Genomic DNA, 16,664 nt, shown 5'->3' on the forward strand with positions numbered 1-16,664 from the left:
ATGCTAAGTATTTATCAGTTCGTACCAATTTATTAGCCAGTGTACAGAAGTAAGACTCATAGAAAACAAAATTAAACGTCATGTTTGGGAAGAATGAAATAGGTTTTCTCAACTTATCATGTCTTAACATAGTTCCTCAAAAACTAATGATCGATGTTTACTATTAATGATTGTAGTGGAAGGCGGCGAAAACATGCTGCTCCTGCGGTTACTCGTCGCAAAGATATTGGCCATTCGACCAATATCTTTCCTGCGGGAATAGCGTGTCCAGGTGAGACCCCGCAAGAGCTTGCGATGAGGAGGCTCACGGACCGACCGCGGAAAGCGACCGCATGTTTCTGCATCGCTACGCTAGCTTCGAAACATGAAAGTTCGTTGTAACGGAAATCACATTTATATTAGGTAAAGAGGGCTTGTCTCAAATGTCATTTATAATGACTTTAAGACAACCCCTCTTGTAATTCATCATTTCATTATTTGAATAAACAGATCTGACCAGATTTTAATAACGGTTGCCGTAATCAATATGGCCAATACCCATTTCAGTACATGTTGATTTACTTTCTGACCAACTATAGCTCCAAGTGGGGCTGCAATTAAACTGGCTACCACAAGAATGCCTGCCGGGAAAAGGAGCACTTGATCAGTTGCAAATTTACCGACTGTCGCTCCGATTGAAGAAATGAAAGTGATGGCAAGAGAAGTAGCCACTGTTACACGAGTCGGCAAACGTAATACCACCAACATAATCGGCACAAGTAAAAATGCGCCTCCCGCTCCTACAATTCCTGAAAACACACCGACAATTAACGCAAGGATAGTGGCAAGTGTCAGAGAATAATGGACATCTTCCATTTTTCCTTCTCCATTCTTTTGGGGAAGAAACATCATAACCGCTGCAATAAGAGCTAAAATACCATAAATCACATTCACGGTGAACTCAGTTAAATGTGAAGACCCAAAACCACCCAACAAACTCCCGATCAATATTGCGCTTCCCATATAAATAATCAGTCTCTTGTTTAAATACCCACTATTTCGATATACCCATACGGCACTCATCGTAGCAATCAATACTTGAACCGCACTGATACCAGAAACTTCATGTGCATTAAAAGCTGCATATCCAAACAAGGATGGAATGATTAACAACATGGGATAGTTAATGATTGCACCGCCAATGCCAACCATCCCTGAAACAAAGGATCCGACAAATCCGATGGCAAAGAGCAGGACAATAAATCCTATGCTATAATCCATTCCCTTACTGCCACTGGCTCATACCGCCGCGAACATTCACGACGTTTGTAAACCCTGCCTTCTTCAAAATACCTGCAGCACGAGAACTGCGCATTCCGCTTTGACAAAGCACAATCGTTTCTTTTGAAGGATCAAGTTTATTTAACTTAGCTGGTAGTTGATCGAGAGGAATATTTTGAAACTGTGAAATATTTCTACCTTTATATTCTCCTGGTGTACGAACATCCACAAATTGCTTTGATTTATCTGTCAGCATTCCACGTAAATCTGTTGTTGAAATCGTTTTGACACCTTTAGCAGGTTTCATTCTCCAAACGATAAATGCCACAATTACCGCGATAACAATCCATTCCATCTTATATCTCTCCTATCTGCTTTTCATGAGTAACTGAACAGCTTGTTTCACATGCTCATCGGATGAATGCCCCTCAGCAATACTTGTCCGAACACATTGCTCCAAGTTTTCACTGACGATTAATCCGATTGTTCGATCCAGGGCACCTTTAATGGCACTTAATTGCGTCACAATATCAGTACACTCCCGTGAATCTTCAATCATTCGAAGAACACCATGAAGCTGTCCGTCCACCCGGTTTAATCGGTTGACTATTTGTTTTGAGTAATCCATAGGTTTTCGCTCCTCTGTAAATTGAAAGAGGGCGCATTGCCCTCTTCTTTAAGCTTTTACTAGTTCCAATACACGATCCGGATCAAATCCAAGAACCCATTGGCCATTGATATTTGTTTGTGGAACACCCATTTGACCAGTTGTTTCCACTAATTTTTGTGCAGCCGCAGGATCTGCTTGCACATTTACTTCTGTAAATTCCATGTCATTTTGCTTCAAAAAACTTTTCATCATGTCGCAATATGGACAAGTGTTTGTTGAATATACGGTAATTTGTGGTTTCATTTTTATTTTCCCTCCGTTATTATGCTTTTTTATAGGCAGCATAGCCGCCAGCTAAATGCTTAACATTTTCGAATCCTTGAGATTTCAATACGCTTGCCCCGATAGCTGAACGTGCTCCACCTTGGCAATGCATTAAAACAGGCGTGTCTTTCGGTAAATCGATGTCACGAAGTTTCCCTAGGAAATGATGATGTGCTTCTTCGATATGTCCTTCATTCCACTCTGTATCGTTTCGGACGTCCATGACATAACTGTTCGGCATTTGTTGTTTAAATTCGTCGACTGAAAGTGTTTCGTAAGTAGTCAAATCGACTTCGTTTAATAGACTTGGATTTACAAACGCTTTGATTTTGTCCAAATGAATGGATTGAAGGGCGTTAATGATGCCTTCACGCTGTTCTTCTTCAGCTATGATGACGATTTGTTCATCATACTTCACTAACCATCCAGCCCAGTTCGTAAATGCCTTATTGTATGGAATATTGATGGCACCAGGTAGAAGTGTTTTTTCCACGAGATTTGCAGGACGTGTATCCAAAATGAATACCTGATCTTGTTTTGTTTCTTTCAGCAAATCTTCTTTACTTTGAATCGTTGGGAATGATTGTTCTTCCACAATATCTGGTCCGACTTTATTCACTTTTTTCATTTCTGCAAAGTAAACAGGTGCTTCCGGTTGATCTTTCAATAACTCTTCAACAAAAGCTTCTTCATTGGCTTCTTTCATCGCCCAGTTAAATTGTTTTTCATACCCTACAGTTGATGCTGGCACTGCTCCCAGTGACTTTCCACACGCTGAACCCGCACCATGTCCCGGCCATACCATCATGTAGTCAGGCAACTGTTTGAAGCGTTGGATAGATTGGAACATTTGACGTGCACCTTTTTCTGCTGTATCTGCAACACCAGCCGCTTTTTCCAATAAATCCGGACGGCCGATATCTCCAACGAATACAAAGTCACCCGTGAAGATACCCATTGGGTTGGCAGCTCCGCCTCCACGATCCGTCAAGACGAATGAAATACTTTCTGGTGTATGCCCAGGTGTATGCAATACTTCAAAATCAATGTTGCCGATTGAAAACTTGGAACCGTCTTTTAACAACTCAACATCCAAGTCTTTCGTATATTGATATTTCCAGTCCTCATCACCTTCATCAGACAAGTACAATTTAACTCCCAAATCATGTGCCAATTGACGTGAACCTGAAACGAAATCGGCGTGAATATGTGTTTCTGTTGCTGCGGATATGGTTAATCCTTCTTTTTTAGCAGCTTGAATAACATCTTTAGAATTACGTGCAGGGTCAATAATGATAGCTTCTCCAGTTCGCTGACAACCAATTAAATAAGAATACTGGGCTAATTTTTCATCAAAGAATGAGCGAAAATACATTTGCGTTCCCTCCAGTTTTTTATGCGTAGCTAACTTCTAATCACAATATACCACTAGGGGTATATTTTTTCAAGCGATTTGTTTGGCATTTATTTTATTTCACAATTTAATTGTACCCAAAAAAAAACGTCTCTACACCTAAGTGTAAAGACGTCAGCTTATTTATCTTCTCTTTTTCCACGTTGCATCATGCGAGTGGCGTACCAGAATCCCACAGTCAGAGACAGTGCATCAACGATATATAACAGCCATGTATGTGTATACCCTGCATAAACGGAAGCCGTAATTAAGGATACAGTTAAAATCAACGCGACGATATGAGAAAATGTGATTCTTGTAAACAGCACAACGAGCAATCCTGGTAAAAATAAAGCTAAAAGTATTTTAGTAAACATTGATTCCATTAATGCTCTCCTATCTTACGACCAATAATCCGAGACGATGATGGTCGTGACGATAAATGACATGTTGACGTAATCTCACTTCACCTTGATGATCCAATACCTCAAGGCGACAATGAGCCGCATTTATTTGAATTGCTTCATATAATTCACGTTCATTCGTAACAGTCCGACCATTCACCTTACGGATACACTCCCCAATTACAAGTCCCATTTTATCAGCTGGCGATTCTGGCAAGACACCAGCAATCATTACGCCTGAATCCTGAGGAGAAACAGCATAATTACCTTGTCTTTCCTTTACGGTGAAGTAGATCCATACTCCGATGCGTGCCAAAGCGCTTAAAGCTAGGCTAATAGCGGCAGCAATTGGGAGCCAATACGCAATAAGTGATAAACCAATTGTAGCCACCCCAACTGTAATGACGGCTTTACCTAACTTCGGATATAAGTTCACAGGGAGTGTTCTGCGTGCTTTTTGCTGGAAAGCGATTACGACTGGAAATAATACAAAAGCAAACGTTTCACTTCCAAACGTAAATTGTGGCCAATATGGCATGAAATCTGGAATGACACTTCCAGGTACAATACTCAATACAGGCAACATCCACAGTCGTTTTGATAAATAACTGGCAGATGTCAAACCACGTGAAGACTTTTCCAAAATAGGAGAAGCAGATTCAGCACCCGTCTTACGAATCAGCAACCCTTCAATGATGACCGCTGCACCCACGATCATACTTACAGGCAAAGACAGCTCAATCCATTTGCTATCGCCCACCCAGTTGAAACTCAATATCGAGAAACTGTAATTCATTTTAAAACCGATCCACAAAGCACCAATCGCGAGCGCTGCAGAAATGATGGGCGATCCAATTTGATACATAAAAAGCACGACGATAATCGCACTGATTAAACTGAATGTTACCACCCAATCTGTCGTAAGTGTCAGACCGATTCCTGTACTGAGTATGGATAAAATCAACGCATACATCCAGCTATCCGTGAACATTCTTTTCGCTTCAGTCCAACCCCAAAGAATCCTTGTACGGAAAGAACGTCTTTCCCTCTTCACTCGTACATATCCGAGAAGAACTGCAAAGCAGATGGTCACATAAAATAATGGATTAATAAATAATTTTCCGATTCCCTTAACCAACTCTAGTCCAATTTCTTGCCACATTAAGAAACACCACCCAATCAACGGTTCGTGCATTTCTTTCCATTGTAACAAACCGTTGATGGAATGCGTATAGGTTTTTTCTACTTTTGAATAGAATGGAATAAATAGCCTAGAGACATTTGTAGCTGATCGTCATGTTTTTTACTTGTTTTGTATGTCAAAATTGTCTCTCTGGCAGTTTGATAAAATACGATATCCATTTTTGGTTCATTATTAACTTTCTTTTGTTCCTTAAACGCTTTTACTGCTCTTGCTGTATCTTCATCGAAATAGCCGTCGACTCTCGTGATTTTAAACCCTGAAGCTTTCAGAAACTTCTGTCCATAAAGTATATCTTCATGGTAATCTCCTACCTGATAAGATCCACTAATCGGAAGTGGCTCAAGTTGGTAAAGCTCGCTCGCTTTGACCTCGAAATCAGCTTCAATACCAGTGCCATGAATCCATTGTTGACTAGGTGTTAACCATTTATGTGAAGATAACTTCATTTCACCACCATTTGTCAATTCCCATGTTTCCTGAACTGTTCCTTTGCCAAAACTCTTAGAACCAGCGATTGTTGCCCGTTGGTTAGATTTCAAAGCACCGCTTAACACTTCACTTGCGGAAGCACTGCCTTCGTTCTGAAGTAATACGATCGGCATTCTTTTCATCGTTTTTGTATAGTCATCTTCTTTTGTTGATTTTACGGTCAAAGGTTCAAGCACACCTTTGGAATCCTGCATGTAAGCAAAGATTTGACCACCTTTTAACATTGTTCCCACAACTTGTTCCACACTATGTAAATATCCTCCGGGATTGCCACGAACATCTATCACCAATCCGTCAATTCCTTGTTTAACGAGTGTACGAGTTTGTTCTTCCCACTCTTCAGCCGTTTTTTCACCAAACATGGAGATACTTACATACCCTATTGAAGAATCATCCTGATCTATTTTCTCACTGGTCACTGTTTGTATTTGAAGTGCCGACCTTGTCATCTTCATTTCAACATGTCGATCTTCTGTTTCTCTGAATACCGTTAAGGAGACATTCGTTCCTTTTTTGCCTTTAATTACTGAAAGCAAATCAGTTAAGCTCTTGCCCTCTACGCGCTGACCATCAACTCTAACAATTTCATCATAAGGCTTGACTCCTGCTTTTTCGGCAGGTGATTCTTTCATCGGAGTCACAACAATAAAACGCCCTTTATTTTCCATTATTTCTAAACCAATCCCCACGCGCTCGTCCGCCAAAGATTCACGGTGAGCTTTTGCTTCCTCTTTGGTCATGTATTTACTATAAGGATCTCCAAGCGTTTCAGCCATTCCTCTAAGTGCACCTTCAATCAATTGCTCCCCTTCCACGGGATGGACTGAACTAGTCAATATACGTTCATACGCCTGATCGATGGGAGACATATGACTGAACGGTTCACTTGCCTTGTCCTTTTTGAAAGGTGCCCAAAAAATGAGGAATAAAAGAATCAAAATAACTAAAAAACCAAACAAAAAAACCCGGCTTCTTCTCAAAAAATCGCCCCCTAATATCTTCGTTTCAGTGTATGAACGAAAAGGTGACGATAGGACAAGAAGAAGCCAGATTTATTATTATTCTAACTTAGAAACAAAATCTTCGATCATTTGATCATCCATCGGACCCACAATTTTATTTTGGATGCGTCCTTTTGTATCAATCATATAGGATGTTGGGATGGTGATGGCTTCAAAAGTTTGACCGACCGCCCCTTCCACGTCCATAGGAATTGGAAAAGTCAGTCCATAATCACGAACAAAGTCATCAACTTTATCCGCGCTGTCCCCGCTAGTTAAATTGACAGCCAATATTTCTACATTTTCTTGTTCTGCAAAATCTTCGTAGTAATTTTGCATATGTGGCATTTCTGCTTTACATGGTGGGCACCAAGTCGCCCAAAAATTTAAGATTACTTTTTTACCTTGATAATCAGAGAGCTTCACTTTCTTACCATCCAGCGTTGTTAATTCGAAATCTGGCGCGGTATTTCCTTTATTCAATCCCTCGCTAGAAGCAACACCTGTCATTTCAGTACCTAATTGTTCATTATCAATGGATTTTTCTTGATCCATATTATTTTTCACCATCGTGACAATGACGATGATGATGAGAGCAGCGAGTATTACGAGTCCAAATAATTTTTTTGTCATTGGTTCTCCTCCATTTTTCGTTTGTTTAAGAAAACATAGACAGTTATTCCGCATATCAAGAATAGTACTGTAATGAGCAGCGGACTTTGAAACAAACCTTCAGGTTGAATAATAGCGGCAAGAATATGGGCAAGTAACAAGAGGACTAGTAATTGTAATCTCCAAACATTCGACGTAAAAACTTTCATCCAAGTTAATATGGTCATTCCTGAAAAAATGGCAATCGTCATCAGTTTTTGCCAAAATTCTGCTTCATTCATACTAACCATAAGGAACTGATACAAAGATTGCAACAAGACGAACGCAATTATTAGAGCTACAAAATCTATCTCTGGCCAACCTTTACTTTTTAATTGCCATAATAGACGGCCAAGTGCTGAAAGTAATCCAAGGAATAAACCTGTCTTACCTCCATTGAAATACAGAATAGCTAAAGGAAATTCAAGAATCATTTCAAAATCAGTAATCAATACACTGAATTTCCACACAAGGATAAATAGTATTGCTGCATCTGAATACCAATCTTCCGTATCTTTCCCAAATTTAATCCATAATACAATTCCAGTTATGATTAACGCCAAAATTACTGCAACCCAGGATGAAGGGAGAGTTAACGATTTTATAATAAACCACTCTGTTACCGGCAATTTCACTCAACTCCTTATAACCAGTTATAATATACCCTCTATCGTATAACAATGTTTTGACTTTGTGTTGAATAATGCTTCAGAGAATCATGAAAAAAGCTCACCCTCAGATTACCTAAGAGTGAGCCACGATACTAAAATTAGAATGATACGTAACGAATCGGATTGACCGCATTTGAACGGCTTCCGTTCCAAGGACCTTCATGAATTTCAAAATGTAAATGAGAACCAGTTGAACGACCTGTACTACCCATTCTTCCGATCATTTGTCCTTTAGAAACTGATTGACCAGAACTTACATTAAATCCACTTAAATGTGCATAGACAGTAGTGAAAATTTGCCCATTAATTGAGTGTGTAACCATAATAACATTACCGTATGTGCCCATTGGAGCTGCATAAGAAACTATACCATCTGCCGCAGATAGAATCGGTGTTCCGATGCTATTGGCAATGTCACTGCCGTAATGGAATTCTGCTCCTGCTCCGATATCACGTCCACCGAATGTAGAAGAGAAACGTCCTGCAGCTGGTCTTGTCCAATCACCTGACGAGACAACTACTGGTGCGGGCGCTTGTGTTGCGTTTGAAGAATTTTGTTTATTACGTGAAGCAGCTTGCTGTCTTGCGCGTTCAGCTTTTTCCTGACGTGCTCGTTCTTCAGCAGCTTTTTTCTTACGTGCAATTTCAGCTTGACGTGCAAGTTCGATTAATCGCGCTTGTTCAGCCACTATTTTACTCTCGACACTTTTACTGATTTCTAGAGTTTCTGTATATTCTTTTTCAAGTGATTTCTTTTGTTGAATTAATTTTGCTTGTTCTGCTTCCAGTTGATCTACTAATTTACCTTTTGAAGCTTTTTGGGAATCAAGGTTTGCTTTTAAGTTTACTAATTTGTCGCGACTTGATTTTTGTTGAGCCAGTTTTTCTTCAACTGACGCTTTTTGCTCTTCCAACGACTTTTTATCTGCAGCTTGTTCTTCCAAGATTTTCTTATCTGCATCCATCAAAGTATTCACTGCTGAGAATCGGTCAATGAAATCTGAGAAACTGCTAGCCCCAAGTAATACATCCAGATAATTGACTGAGCCGCCACTTTCCTGAACTGAGCGAAGACGCTCTTTAATTAACTCGTCACGGTCAGCGATTTTCTTCTCTAATACTGTAATACTTTCATGTAACTTTTCAATTTCTAAGTTCGTACGTTTAATGTCGCCAAGTACGCGATCTATTTCACTATTAGTCTCAATAATTTTGCTATCGAGAGATTGAATTTGAGCAAGCAATTTTTCTTGGTTCGATTGATTTTCTGAAATGTCGCCTTTTTTCTGATCAATAGTCGAATTCAATTGTGATTTTTTACGATCCAATTGTTTTTGTTCATTTTTCAAATCGTTCAATGAGTTTGCCAATGCATCAGTTGGTTGTGTCATAAAAATTGAACATCCTAATACTGCTGCTATGGAAACTACCATCCATTTAGATTGTTTCTTTCTCATGTTCGGCCCCTTTCAAGCTCGCGTTTACACGCGTAAAAACTTACGTACTGACATAAAACTTCCCCACACACCAATGAAAATCCCCATCATTAGAATGAGACCATTTACTTGGTATAAGAATGGAGTTAACGGCAATAGATTAAATAATTCGCCTTTTAAATAAGGTTGTACCATTTCATATAAATTGTAATAAAGCAAAGTTACGAGAGTTATCGGCATTATCGCACCAAGAATCCCAATCCACATTCCCTCTAAAACGAATGGTATACGGACAAACCAATTTGTCGCTCCTACGAGTTTCATAATTTCAATTTCACGGCGACGCGCAACAATTGTGATGCGAATCGTATTCGAAATCAAGAACATCGCGGTGAATAACAATGCTAGTATCAATCCCAAACCTATGTTTCTCGCTACATTCAAGAAACTGAATAGCTTCTCAATCTTGCCTTCACCATATTCAACCGAATATGTATTTTTTAGACGATTAATCCGCTGGGCAACCTTTTCAGTTTCCTGAGGGTTTTCCGCTTTCACGTAGTAGGCTGCACGTAATGGATTATTTTGATCAGACAACCCCATTGTCGCTCCGAAATCTTTTATTAAATCTTCTAATTCCGCTTCTTTCGTTGAATAGACAACAGTCGCAACTCCATCTACTTCTTTTATCTCTTTTTCTAATTGAGCTGCAGCTGCGTCATCCGCAGTCAGTTCAAGCAACACTTTTATTTCGACATCTTTTTCTAAATCGTCAGCAACTTTGTTTAAATTCATCATAATCATGACGAATACGCCAACAAGTAATAACGTAACAGTTACGGCACTGGCAGATGCAAAAGTCATCCAGCTATTTCTGCCTAGACTTTTAAAACTTTCTCGGAAATGACGTCCTAATGTTCTAGCTTTCATAACCGTAGTCACCTCCGACTTCATCACGTACGACGAGTCCGCCTTCGACTGCAATTACTCTGTGCTTAATGGTATTAACAATTTCTTTATTGTGCGTGGCCATAATAATGGTTGTCCCACGTCTATTTATTTCTTCAAATAAATTCATGATGTCCCATGACGTTTCGGGATCTAAGTTTCCGGTAGGCTCGTCCGCAATCATCACTTTCGGGATGTTGACAATCGAACGGGCAATAGATACTCGTTGTTGTTCTCCACCAGATAATTCTGTTGGGAACATGCGGGCTTTGTGTTTCAGTCCCACCAAATCCAGTACTTCCATCACACGCTTGCGAATCACTTTAGGCGATTCTTCAATTACTTCTAAAGCAAACGCAACATTCTCAAAAACATTCAATCTCGGCAGTAATTTAAAATCTTGAAAGACTACGCCGATTTGTCTTCTTAAATAAGGCACTTTTTTTGACTTCAATTTCGCCAAATTAATGCCATTAACTACTATATCTCCACTCGTTGGACGCTCTTCTCGATACATCATTTTAATAAATGTTGATTTACCAGCCCCACTTGGACCGACAACATATACAAATTCACCTTGTTTGATTTCTACATTAATTCCGTTTGCAGCAACTATGCCGTTTGGATATTTCTTGTAGACGTTTTTCATTGAAATCATATGTTTGTAACCACCTATGCTTTTTCCTAGCTGTCTGAAATATTTTTTCCGACATGCTCATTATAACAAGTATGTCGACAAATTTTTATTACAGTACTATTACAAAAATTTTGAAAGAAGCCTTAAGAAACCTTATCATTAGTTCTTTTTCCCTAAAATCCAACAAGTTGTATGTACCTATTCATGTATAAAATTCGTTATTGAGTTCCCGAAATCCTTCTTTTCCTTCGACACTTTTTTGACAAAAATAAAAGACCAATGACAAAAACAGTCATTGGTCTACTTTATTACATCTTATTTTTTGTTCGCCAACCATTCGGCTACAACTTCCGCTTCTGCACCTTCAATAATGTTAGCAGGCATTTGACCTTGGCCGTTTTGAATGACTTGTAAGATTTCATCTTTAGAAAGACGTGATCCCACATCCTTGAGGCTTGGGAAGTTACCTTGTCCTTCTAAATTACCGCCGTGACAACTTGTACAATTTCCTTGTACAATTTTTTCAGCATCTTGAGTCTCAGTGACTTCTCCACCTTTTTCTTCGTTCGTTTCAGTTGCTTCTTCATCTCCACCGCCACCGCAAGCCGCAAGCATCAGTGCAGATCCAAAAATAGCTGCAAGAAGTTTTTTGTTCATTTTGTTCCCTCCCGGAAATCAAATTATACATTCTTTACAAGTATACCTACATTATGGTCGTTTAAAACCCTCACCGAGTACTTCGTAGGCGTCTGAAACTATGACAAATGCTGATGGGTCAACCGTTTTAACGACTTGCTTCAATTTTGTAAATTCCGTCTGATAAACAACTACAAGTAAAATTGGTCGTTCTTGTTCGGTATACCCACCAACTGCCGGAAGCTTGGTCACACCACGATTAACCTCGGTATATATAGCATCCCGTATTTCTTCTTGTTTATTCGTAATAATGTAAACCATTTTCGATTGGCTGAAACCAAGTTGAATAATATCAATGGTCTTCGTTGTCACAAATAAACCAATCAGTGCATACAAGCCTTTTTCAATATCGAAAACTAGTGCTGCTGAAAGAACAATTAGTCCATCAATCAGCATTACGCTCGTTCCTAATGTAAGACCTGTGTACTTCGCTATAATTTGAGCGGCTAAATCTGTTCCGCCTGTAGATGCTCGACCTCGAAAGACAATACCCAAACCAACACCTACAGAGATTCCACCAAATAGTGCGCCAAGCAATGGATTCAATGTAGCTGGCTCCCAGTCTGCCGTTAATAAAACAAACATAGGCAACGTTAGTGTTCCGACAAGTGAACGGGCGCCAAACTGTTTGCCAAGGAAGATTACGCCTGCAATAAATAAAGGAATATTAAATGCATATTGGACAAAGCCGGGATTCCAGTGAAACAATCCTTTTAATATGGTACTGATCCCACTGACACCGCCCGATGCTACTTCGTTCGGTAATAAGAAAACGTTAAATCCGACAGCGATAATCGCAGCACCAATGATGATATACATATATTCCAAAACGGAAGCCAAAATAGGATGTGGCTCTTCCCGTGTTTTTCGATTCATAAAATTTCCTTCTTTCTATTATGTCCATTTTTCCCTAATGAAGTATAGCAGACGCAATAAAGAGTGTGAACTTCATCATGATGAAGTGATCCGCTGTGATAATTTTCTTTCGGTGTCACAATTTTATCCTGAATTTGGGCTCTGGCCATGTCCACGCAACACACTTGCGGCATTATAGACGTTAAGTGTAATCACTTTAGATCTAATTTCGAGTTTGGGAGTAACTTTTCGAAAATGGGAGCAACTTTCACTGGTTTTGGAGCAACTTTTCAAAATTGGGAGCAACTTTCGTCATTTAGGGGCAACTAACCATTTCCTCCTAAATGCCGCCTTACATGCTATCCTGCATGAATGTAGCAAAACAACAAAAAAAACGAACATCTTTGTAGGATGTCCGTTTTTTCTTAATTCATTTTTGAACGCAAGTAGGAATTGATGAACAAATCGATATCTCCGTCCATGACACCTTGCACGTTGCCACTTTCTGCACTTGTGCGGTGATCTTTTACCATTGAATAAGGATGGAAAACATATGAACGAATTTGAGAACCCCAACCAATTTCTTTTTGCTCTCCACGAATCTCGAGCATTTGAGCTTCTTGTTCCTCAATTTTTAATTGATACAATTTCGCTTTTAACATGGTCATCGCTTTTTCACGGTTTTTGATTTGAGAGCGTTCTTGTTGACACGTCACGACAGCACCTGTCGGCAAGTGAGTAATACGGACAGCGGAATCGGTGGTATTAATATGCTGACCACCTGCACCACTGGCACGATACGTATCAATTTTCAAATCTTCCGTCCGGATTTCGATTTCGATTTCATCATTGAATTCAGGCATAACCTCACACGACACGAAAGAAGTATGGCGACGGCCAGAAGAATCGAAAGGTGAAATTCGCACCAAACGGTGAACTCCTTTTTCAGCTTTCAAATAGCCGTAAGCATTATGACCTTTAAATCCAAGTGTAACCGATTTGATTCCGGCTTCGTCCCCAGGTAAATAATCGAGTGTTTCCACTTTGAAGCCACGCTTTTCACCCCAACGTGTATACATACGAAGGAGCATGGAACCCCAATCCTGAGACTCCGTTCCACCCGCTCCAGGATGAAGTTCCAAAATGGCATTGTTTTTGTCATAAGGTTCGCTCAGTAGCAATTGGAGTTCAAAATCACCCAGTTTGGCAGTGAATTCTTTCATTTCGCTACTGAGTTCTTCCTGCAATTCCTCGTCTGGTTCTTCGCGTAACAATTCCAAAGTCATTTCGAGATTTTCCTGTGTATCAAGCAGTTCATTATATTCATTTACAATTTCTTTCAAAGCATTCGCTTCACTGATTACCACTTGAGCTGCTTGTTGATCATTCCAAAAGTCGGGCATCGACATATTTTCATCCAACTCAGCAATTCGTGCCTCTTTGTTTTCTAAGTCAAAGAGACCCCCTAAAGTCGGATAATTTTGAAGCTGTTCTGTCTAGTTCATTGCGTACATCTGATAATTCCATCATGTATAAATTCCTCCGTTATCTTTCAACAGCGCCATGGCAATTCTTGAATTTCTTGCCACTGCCGCATGGGCACATTTCGTTTCTACCTACTGAAGATTGCGCTCGAACTGGCTTTTTCTTCACAGCTCCGCCTTCTTCTTTCGGGTTTACAGCTTGACCCTTCGCTACTTCTTCACGTTGCAAGTTATTGCGTATTTCTGCTTTCATGGCATATTTCGCAACATCTTCCTGAACAGATTCAACCATTGCTTCAAACATCGCAAATCCTTCATTTTGATACTCGCGAAGTGGATCGATTTGTCCATAAGCACGCAAATGAATTCCTTGACGCAACTGATCCATAGCATCAATATGATCAATCCATTTCGAATCAATTGAACGCAACAGGACAACTTTTTCAAATTCACGCATACGTTCAGGAGTCATTTCCTCTTCTTTTTCATCGTAGCGTTTGTAAACTTCCTGTTTAATAAATTCAACGATTTCGTCAGCTGATTTTCCTTCCAACTGAGTTCTTGTTACTGCACCTTCAGTTAATAAATTCGCTTGAATTGTATCTGCAAGACCTTTATAGTTCCACTCGGCTTGCTTATCTGAAGCAGTATGAACGGCAACTGTGCGTTCAATTACTTCGTCAATCATTGTTTCAACCAAGCCACGCATATTGTCGGTTTCCAACACTTCCAAACGTTCTTTATAAATAATTTCACGTTGTTGACGTAAAACATCATCATATTGAAGCAAACGTTTACGAGCATCGAAGTTATTACCTTCAACACGTTTCTGAGCTGATTCTACGGCACGTGTAACCATTTTAGACTGGATTGGTTGTGAATCATCCATACCCAGACGAGACATCATCGCACGCATATTGTCAGAACCGAAACGACGCATTAAATCATCTTCCATTGATAAATAGAATTGTGTCACACCAGGATCGCCTTGACGTCCTGAACGTCCACGTAGCTGATTGTCAATACGACGGGATTCATGTCTTTCTGTACCGATAACAGCTAATCCTCCAACTTCGATGACTCCGTCACCAAGTTTGATGTCTGTTCCACGACCAGCCATGTTTGTTGCGATTGTTACTGCCCCTTTATGACCTGCAGTGGAAATAATCTCGGCTTCACGTTCATGGTTTTTCGCATTCAGGACATTATGGCGGATTCCATGTTTAGTCAACAAGTTAGAAATGATTTCGGAAGTTTCGATTGCTACAGTCCCGACAAGCACTGGCTGACCAGCTTTATGTCTTTCGGCAATATCTTCCGCTACGGCTTTATATTTACCTTCCATGGAAGCATAAATCAAGTCCGCTCGGTCATCACGTGCTATTACACGGTTTGTCGGAATCACAATGACGTTCATATTGTAAATGTTGCGGAACTCTTCCTCTTCCGTTTTGGCAGTTCCCGTCATGCCTGAAAGTTTTTCATACATACGGAAATAGTTCTGGAATGTAATAGTTGCCATGGTCATCGATTCATTTTGAATCTCCAAACCTTCTTTAGCTTCAATCGCTTGATGAAGTCCATCCGAATAACGGCGGCCTTTCATCAGACGACCTGTAAAGGAGTCTACGATAACAACGTTTCCATCTTGAACAACATAATCAACATCATTGTGCATACTTGCATGTGCTTTCAATGACTGGTTAATTGCATGATTTAAACGTACATGTGTCAAATCGAATAAGTTGTCAATTCCAAACGCTTTTTCAACCTTTTCAATCCCTGCCTCAGTTAATACGACACCTTTAGTTGACTCGTCATATGAGTAGTCTTCTTCTTTGCGTAGTGCACGAACAAGAGCATTCGATTGTTGGTAAAGCTGAGCGGATTTAGCTGCTTGTCCTGAAATAATCAGTGGCGTACGTGCTTCATCAATCAAAATGGAATCGACTTCATCAATTACAGCGTAATAGAGCGGTCGCTGAACATGTTCTTCTTTGTACAACACCATATTGTCACGTAAGTAGTCGAATCCAAGTTCATTGTTTGTCGAATACGTGATATCCGCTGCGTATGCTTCACGTTTCTCATCCTTACTTAAACTGTTTAAATTTAATCCAACAGTTAAACCTAAGAAATTATACAATTGACCCATTTCGGCCGCATCACGGCTTGCCAAATATTCATTGACCGTAACAACATGCACACCTTTTCCAGTGATGGCATTCAAATAAACAGGCATGGTAGACGTCAACGTCTTCCCTTCACCAGTTTTCATTTCTGAAATATTGCCTTCATGAAGTGCAGCGGCACCCATAATTTGTACGCGGAAAGGGTACATGCCAAGAACACGCTTGGCTGCTTCACGAACTACTGCGAATGCCTCCGCTTGAATGTCAGACAGATCGGCACCACTTGCCAAACGTCCTTTAAACTCATCTGTTTTAGCACGTAACTGGTCATCAGTTAGTGCGTCCATGTCATTTGCAAATGCCTCTACTTGATCGGCAACTTTTTCTAATCGTTTTAAATCGCGCTTATTTAAGTCAAATACTTTATTTAATACTCCAAGCATTTAAATTCACTTCCCATATAGTCTCA

The 16,664-nt window shown here is 39.9% G+C and carries 17 protein-coding genes; all 17 read right to left on the minus strand.

What is annotated here, in order from left to right; translation table 11 throughout:
• Positions 1-465: 465 nt before the first annotated feature.
• The 17 genes from M9R32_RS05320 to secA all read right to left on the minus strand — a co-directional run bounded on the left by M9R32_RS05320 (position 466) and on the right by secA (position 16,638).
• The gene (locus tag M9R32_RS05320; RefSeq protein WP_269925697.1) at positions 466-1,260 is read right to left on the minus strand and encodes a sulfite exporter TauE/SafE family protein; all 795 of its coding nucleotides are present in this window, start codon (positions 1,258-1,260) and stop codon (positions 466-468) included.
• 4 nt (positions 1,261-1,264) lie between these two features.
• On the minus strand, positions 1,265-1,615 hold the full coding sequence (locus M9R32_RS05325) for a rhodanese-like domain-containing protein (protein WP_269925698.1): 351 nt from the start codon (positions 1,613-1,615) through the stop codon (positions 1,265-1,267).
• 12 nt (positions 1,616-1,627) lie between these two features.
• Entirely contained in the window at positions 1,628-1,888 is a 261-nt protein-coding gene (locus M9R32_RS05330) for a metal-sensitive transcriptional regulator (RefSeq protein WP_269925699.1), read from the minus strand.
• 48 nt (positions 1,889-1,936) lie between these two features.
• Positions 1,937-2,173, minus strand: a complete 237-nt coding sequence (locus M9R32_RS05335; RefSeq protein WP_269925700.1) for a glutaredoxin family protein — start codon at positions 2,171-2,173, stop codon at positions 1,937-1,939.
• A gap of 19 nt (positions 2,174-2,192) precedes the next feature.
• Positions 2,193-3,569: an MBL fold metallo-hydrolase gene (locus M9R32_RS05340; protein WP_269925701.1), complete on the minus strand. Its 1,377-nt coding sequence runs from the start codon at positions 3,567-3,569 to the stop codon at positions 2,193-2,195.
• A gap of 158 nt (positions 3,570-3,727) precedes the next feature.
• Complete coding sequence (locus M9R32_RS05345; protein WP_269925702.1) at positions 3,728-3,973, minus strand: CsbA family protein; 246 nt, start codon at positions 3,971-3,973, stop codon at positions 3,728-3,730.
• 10 nt (positions 3,974-3,983) lie between these two features.
• Entirely contained in the window at positions 3,984-5,153 is a 1,170-nt protein-coding gene (locus M9R32_RS05350) for a PDZ domain-containing protein (protein WP_269925703.1), read from the minus strand.
• Positions 5,154-5,233: 80 nt separating this feature from the next.
• Positions 5,234-6,664: a S41 family peptidase gene (locus tag M9R32_RS05355; protein WP_269925704.1), complete on the minus strand. Its 1,431-nt coding sequence runs from the start codon at positions 6,662-6,664 to the stop codon at positions 5,234-5,236.
• 78 nt (positions 6,665-6,742) lie between these two features.
• Positions 6,743-7,318, minus strand: coding sequence for a redoxin domain-containing protein (locus M9R32_RS05360; RefSeq protein ID WP_269925705.1), 576 nt, complete (start codon positions 7,316-7,318; stop codon positions 6,743-6,745).
• Positions 7,315-7,965, minus strand: coding sequence for a hypothetical protein (locus M9R32_RS05365; RefSeq protein WP_269925706.1), 651 nt, complete (start codon positions 7,963-7,965; stop codon positions 7,315-7,317). Before M9R32_RS05365 ends, M9R32_RS05360 begins: the two co-directional genes overlap by 4 nt.
• Before the next feature lie 140 nt (positions 7,966-8,105).
• A complete protein-coding gene (locus M9R32_RS05370) occupies positions 8,106-9,464 on the minus strand; it encodes a murein hydrolase activator EnvC family protein (protein ID WP_269925707.1) in 1,359 nt (452 codons plus the stop codon).
• A gap of 24 nt (positions 9,465-9,488) precedes the next feature.
• The gene (gene ftsX / locus M9R32_RS05375) at positions 9,489-10,373 is read right to left on the minus strand and encodes a permease-like cell division protein FtsX (RefSeq protein WP_269925708.1); all 885 of its coding nucleotides are present in this window, start codon (positions 10,371-10,373) and stop codon (positions 9,489-9,491) included.
• On the minus strand, positions 10,363-11,049 hold the full coding sequence (gene ftsE, locus M9R32_RS05380; protein ID WP_269925709.1) for a cell division ATP-binding protein FtsE: 687 nt from the start codon (positions 11,047-11,049) through the stop codon (positions 10,363-10,365). Before ftsE ends, ftsX begins: the two co-directional genes overlap by 11 nt.
• A gap of 294 nt (positions 11,050-11,343) precedes the next feature.
• Entirely contained in the window at positions 11,344-11,685 is a 342-nt protein-coding gene (gene cccB, locus M9R32_RS05385; protein WP_269925710.1) for a cytochrome c551, read from the minus strand.
• Between the two features lie 51 nt (positions 11,686-11,736).
• Positions 11,737-12,600: a YitT family protein gene (locus tag M9R32_RS05390; protein WP_269925711.1), complete on the minus strand. Its 864-nt coding sequence runs from the start codon at positions 12,598-12,600 to the stop codon at positions 11,737-11,739.
• Positions 12,601-13,004: 404 nt separating this feature from the next.
• Positions 13,005-14,106, minus strand: a protein-coding gene (prfB, locus tag M9R32_RS05395) for a peptide chain release factor 2 (protein ID WP_269925786.1) whose coding sequence is annotated in 2 segments (ribosomal slippage) — positions 13,005-14,033 and positions 14,035-14,106 — 1,101 coding nt in all. Because the reading frame shifts where the segments join, the coding sequence is not laid out codon by codon here.
• A gap of 18 nt (positions 14,107-14,124) precedes the next feature.
• The gene (secA, locus tag M9R32_RS05400) at positions 14,125-16,638 is read right to left on the minus strand and encodes a preprotein translocase subunit SecA (RefSeq protein WP_269925712.1); all 2,514 of its coding nucleotides are present in this window, start codon (positions 16,636-16,638) and stop codon (positions 14,125-14,127) included.
• Positions 16,639-16,664: the final 26 nt, after the last annotated feature.

Origin of the sequence: Paenisporosarcina quisquiliarum (assembly GCF_027563315.1) — a bacterium.
GTDB lineage: Bacteria > Bacillota > Bacilli > Bacillales_A > Planococcaceae > Paenisporosarcina > Paenisporosarcina quisquiliarum.

What these genes read in the sequence shown, in the direction of transcription:
- M9R32_RS05320 (WP_269925697.1), bottom strand. Translation starts at nt 1,260, where the DNA reads ATGGATTATAGCATAGGATTTATTGTCCTGCTCTTTGCCATCGGATTT.
- M9R32_RS05325 (WP_269925698.1), bottom strand. Translation starts at nt 1,615, where the DNA reads ATGGAATGGATTGTTATCGCGGTAATTGTGGCATTTATCGTTTGGAGA.
- M9R32_RS05330 (WP_269925699.1), bottom strand. Translation starts at nt 1,888, where the DNA reads ATGGATTACTCAAAACAAATAGTCAACCGATTAAACCGGGTGGACGGA.
- M9R32_RS05335 (WP_269925700.1), bottom strand. Translation starts at nt 2,173, where the DNA reads ATGAAACCACAAATTACCGTATATTCAACAAACACTTGTCCATATTGC.
- M9R32_RS05340 (WP_269925701.1), bottom strand. Translation starts at nt 3,569, where the DNA reads ATGTATTTTCGCTCATTCTTTGATGAAAAATTAGCCCAGTATTCTTAT.
- M9R32_RS05345 (WP_269925702.1), bottom strand. Translation starts at nt 3,973, where the DNA reads ATGGAATCAATGTTTACTAAAATACTTTTAGCTTTATTTTTACCAGGA.
- M9R32_RS05350 (WP_269925703.1), bottom strand. Translation starts at nt 5,153, where the DNA reads ATGTGGCAAGAAATTGGACTAGAGTTGGTTAAGGGAATCGGAAAATTA.
- M9R32_RS05360 (WP_269925705.1), bottom strand. Translation starts at nt 7,318, where the DNA reads ATGACAAAAAAATTATTTGGACTCGTAATACTCGCTGCTCTCATCATC.
- M9R32_RS05370 (WP_269925707.1), bottom strand. Translation starts at nt 9,464, where the DNA reads ATGAGAAAGAAACAATCTAAATGGATGGTAGTTTCCATAGCAGCAGTA.
- ftsX (WP_269925708.1), bottom strand. Translation starts at nt 10,373, where the DNA reads ATGAAAGCTAGAACATTAGGACGTCATTTCCGAGAAAGTTTTAAAAGT.
- ftsE (WP_269925709.1), bottom strand. Translation starts at nt 11,049, where the DNA reads ATGATTTCAATGAAAAACGTCTACAAGAAATATCCAAACGGCATAGTT.
- cccB (WP_269925710.1), bottom strand. Translation starts at nt 11,685, where the DNA reads ATGAACAAAAAACTTCTTGCAGCTATTTTTGGATCTGCACTGATGCTT.
- M9R32_RS05390 (WP_269925711.1), bottom strand. Translation starts at nt 12,600, where the DNA reads ATGAATCGAAAAACACGGGAAGAGCCACATCCTATTTTGGCTTCCGTT.
- secA (WP_269925712.1), bottom strand. Translation starts at nt 16,638, where the DNA reads ATGCTTGGAGTATTAAATAAAGTATTTGACTTAAATAAGCGCGATTTA.